At 37.1% G+C, this 3,810-nt stretch carries 3 protein-coding genes; 2 read left to right on the top strand and 1 reads right to left on the bottom strand.

All coding sequences use genetic code 11. The features are described from left to right. Positions 1 to 381: 381 nt before the first annotated feature. Positions 382 to 2,202: an IS1634 family transposase gene (locus tag J6U00_RS12595; RefSeq protein ID WP_296582375.1), complete on the bottom strand. Its 1,821-nt coding sequence runs from the start codon at positions 2,200 to 2,202 to the stop codon at positions 382 to 384. 229 nt (positions 2,203 to 2,431) lie between these two features. On the opposite strand from J6U00_RS12595, the gene J6U00_RS12590 reads away from it, so the two are divergent. Together J6U00_RS12590 and J6U00_RS12585 are read left to right on the top strand one after the other, a co-directional pair. Continuing rightward, complete coding sequence (locus J6U00_RS12590; RefSeq protein ID WP_296582374.1) at positions 2,432 to 2,563, top strand: hypothetical protein; 132 nt, start codon at positions 2,432 to 2,434, stop codon at positions 2,561 to 2,563. Continuing rightward, positions 2,560 to 3,363 (top strand): hypothetical protein, encoded by an 804-nt coding sequence (locus J6U00_RS12585; protein WP_296582373.1) that lies wholly within the window; start codon positions 2,560 to 2,562, stop codon positions 3,361 to 3,363. The genes J6U00_RS12590 and J6U00_RS12585 overlap by 4 nt, the downstream gene beginning before the upstream one ends. Positions 3,364 to 3,810 lie beyond the last annotated feature (447 nt).

Below are 3,810 nucleotides of genomic sequence, written 5' to 3'. Positions count from 1 at the left end.
TCCGCAGGATACCGAAGGTGCTTGCTCTGAAAAATATGGAATAAAATTTATTCTCACTTAAGCCGGAGATGGTTTGACGGTCTATTATGTACCTGCAATACAAAATGAATATATTACACTGAAAAAAGCCTGTTGAGCGATCCCTGCTCAACAGGCTTTTACTGCGTATGAAGATCATGTTTTATTTTATTGCTGATATGAAAATGACGGCGGGTTTAAAAAAATGTTGATTAATCTGATACAGTGTGATATAACCCGAGTTTGCCACTTGTAAAATAGAAACGGAGCCCCAAAAAGGCTCCGTTTCTTCGAATAATCGGCGTTTATCACGCAGGTACGTCGTTTGAGATTTTTGAGAAAACGTACTAATTTTACGTACTATCAAAATATTTTCATGGATTTCTTGAGTGATTTAAGATCCAGTCTTGTAAAGAACTTAGGAGGTATCTCAACATGAAATGCATTAAGTATCGTTTGAAGATCATCATTGTTTATGTTGTGCATTCTAAAGAGATTTCCATCCATATCTTCAACAGTCCATTTTTTTAAAGCTTCAACAATTCTTTCGTCGTTAAGTCCCATTTCCCAGCTTTTGTCTTTTTCCTTTCCACCTTTGTATTCTACTATCTTTGTTTGAATTATTCTAATAACGATAAGCGCTATCAGACAGATAAGAAGATGTGCTTCAATATGATCTTCATCACGTACCCAGAATGGTCTTCCCTCAAGACTGCCCTTCATTATTCTGAATTGATTTTCAATTTCTGTAAGCTGATGGTATTTATCGATTACTTCAGTATCACTCATGTCAAGTTCTGAAGTTACGATCTGATAGTATCCGAAGAACTTACAGTATTCGTCAACTGCGTTATCATCAATAAGTGAACGCAGCTTTGTTGAATCAACAGCTTCACCTGTTTCGATATTTATCAGTTCTTTTTTGAAATACTTCTTTAATTCCTTGACACGTGAAGCGGAAACACGAAAGCCATTAGGATTTTCTTTGATATTTTTCAATATCTCAATAAATGATCGGTTTTCATACATCTGTTTATCGTAGAATTTTTTGCTCCAGTAAACAACTGCTTTTTCAGTGATAGTTCTCTTATCACCTTTTGCATCTGTGACCGTTTTTCTCACAACTCTTGATTTGTATCTGAACGCTTCACTGGTTATGGTATATCCATCCGGCTTGAGTATCCAGTCCTTTTCCTCAGTCTTGCTCTTCAATATGCTTTTGCTCATTATGTATCCCTTGTTTCTGTCGAGCAAATGACAAATAGTGTTATAGTTGCAAATACCGCGATCTGCAACAAAGAGGAACCTGGAGGTAACAACATCATCAATATTTTTTGAAAGTGCAGTATCTACAGTAAGATGATCGAGTGTGTTGCCGGGAAATATCTCAATAGATACCGGTATACCATTTTCATCCATAAACAATCCCATCTGAACTATAGGAAGTTTACGTTCTTCTTTGCTTACACCGTTTTGCCTTATTCCTTTAGAGATTGTCCCGTCTTCATTTTCTACATCTTCATCAGGTCTGTCAGTTTCAAAATAGAAGTTTGTAACATCATAATAGATAATGCTGTTCTTACGGCCTGTTTGCTGCATTAGTTTTGTGTTGAGACGAGTTATTATCTGTTTCTTGTGAGCGTGAATAAAATCCAGAGTATCATAAATATTGTACATGTAATCCGAGCTGACTATTGGATCATAATAATCATCATTCTGTGCAAAGGTCGCTGCTTTTGATGCCGGATTAAGTATACGTCCGTATACAAGAAGTCTGAACAGACCAAGAACATCATATTTTATCTTGCTGAATGACTTGTATGAATTAATGGTTGCATTTACTCCAAGTTCTTCGAGAATGCGGTCAATCAGACAATGAGAATACAGTTTGGTCTCACCAAAGCAATGAGTATCTCCTGCATTGAAAGTGAACTTATACTGCTTTCTCACATTTTCAGTAGAGCAATATGGTAAAAGGGCATCGATCAACGGATCACCGTCTACAAATGACTGCTTGAGTCGCTTAACGTAGTCTGGTTTGCCATCATCAAATCTATGCAATGGTCCTAAGGTAAGTATCACGCGTTTGGTAACAGTACGCTTTCCGTTTTTACTTGTACCTGATTTGCCTTCAACAAGTCTTAATGTTTCAACTCCGTGGTTTTTATAGCACTCAACAAACATGAATAGTAACCCTCCAATATTAAAATATACACTCAAATACCTACCAAAATATTATATCATATTTCTCTAAAAAAGTCAAGCCTTTTTCCGATATTTCTTGGCTTGACTCAAAAATATTTTTTCTCGAAGTGGCAAACTCGGGCTGACTGATGAAGGCACATGTCTATTGACTTCACAGTGCCGCTATGATATAATTTGATTGAATATATAATTTTCAGGAGGGTTTAAAATGACCGTAAAAGAAAAACAGCAGTCAGGAGAGCTTTACGACACGAGCGACAGAGAGCTCTTCTATTCCCTCAATGGGAGGCTGCTTCTGCTCAAAGGGCAGCAAGCGCTGATAAACGCCGCCGATACATGAAAAAGATAAATATACTCCCTATGGCGGAAAAAGAAATTGATTTCTCCAAGCTCATGGCGCAGGTCCGAAAAGAAAGCGGTATAGCCGTTCCCATGCTCGTTTACTTCATACTGTTTGCTGTAATATTTGTTATCGGGCTCATCAAGCCCTTGTTATCTCTCCCGCTCATCGGTATATTATTCATTTTACCGGGAATAGACAGCAGCGGAACGATATATCAAAACGGCAGAGAAGTGAAAAACAACGCAAGGAACCGCCTGCCTTTACTGCTTCTCGGCATATTCGTAACGCTTTTCGGGATATGCGGCTCCATTTCCATGTATGATAAGTCAATAGCAGGCTTTGCCGCAAAAATAGTACTTGCGCTTATGATAGTGACTATTGCTTCAATAATCATCGTAAGGCTGATTAATCTTATCGTTTTATCTGCCGCTGCGGCAAACAGAAAAAACTCCTGCACCTGCCCGGTACCTTATGAACACGATGATTACGCGCCTGACGGCACTAACATTTACAAATACTATTATGAGGGCGAATGCTATCACTTTATGGATCATGACGGGTCAGTATTTGCCGAAAGCACCGGTTTAGACAATACGATAATGATAGATCCGGATTCTCCTGAGCGGTATTACCTGAAAAGTAAGTTCGGGCATTATGGGAAAAGTCTCAGGAAATTAATAAAGAAACTTATTATTTTTATCGTACTAATCACCTCGCCTTTATGGATATTTATGATTTTGAAATACATACTTGACCTCGACGCTCACTTGGAATACATACTTGACCTCTTCAGTTAATAGTAAGCTAAAACGCTGATATCAGTATATAAATACGGTACTATACTTAACCATTCCTCTTTTCTCATTCGCATATACTTGACGAATTGAAGATAGAACAACAGGTTTAATTTTACAGCAGATAACATTTCTTCAACAATTGTTTATACCTTCAATTTTTCATATCTTTATGATTTTAACAACGATCTCACAATTTATTATTGCAACCTTTTAATCCTATCAAAGCTTTTAGGCTTTTCACGATGCCAACTATCAGAAGAACAACTCAACAATATAGATTCATTAATAAAAGGCCATTTTCACACATTATCACCTAAACATAGGCAATTAATAGAATTACAACACTTTACTTCTGAAGAACTAAATTTAATATTCCATTATACCAGAGAAGGCTTTCTGTTTGCTATGGAGGTTTTAGATAAGTATTCTGATGTATCGCCAAAAGAT

This window comes from Ruminococcus sp. (genome assembly GCF_017650195.1).
Taxonomy (GTDB): Bacteria; Bacillota; Clostridia; order Oscillospirales; family Ruminococcaceae; genus Ruminococcus.
Note: the sequence above shows the minus strand (reverse complement) of the source record. Positions and strands in the feature narration are given on the sequence as shown.

What these genes read in the sequence shown, in the direction of transcription:
- J6U00_RS12595 (WP_296582375.1), bottom strand. Translation starts at nt 2,202, where the DNA reads ATGTTTGTTGAGTGCTATAAAAACCACGGAGTTGAAACATTAAGACTT.
- J6U00_RS12590 (WP_296582374.1), top strand. Translation starts at nt 2,432, where the DNA reads ATGACCGTAAAAGAAAAACAGCAGTCAGGAGAGCTTTACGACACGAGC.
- J6U00_RS12585 (WP_296582373.1), top strand. Translation starts at nt 2,560, where the DNA reads ATGAAAAAGATAAATATACTCCCTATGGCGGAAAAAGAAATTGATTTC.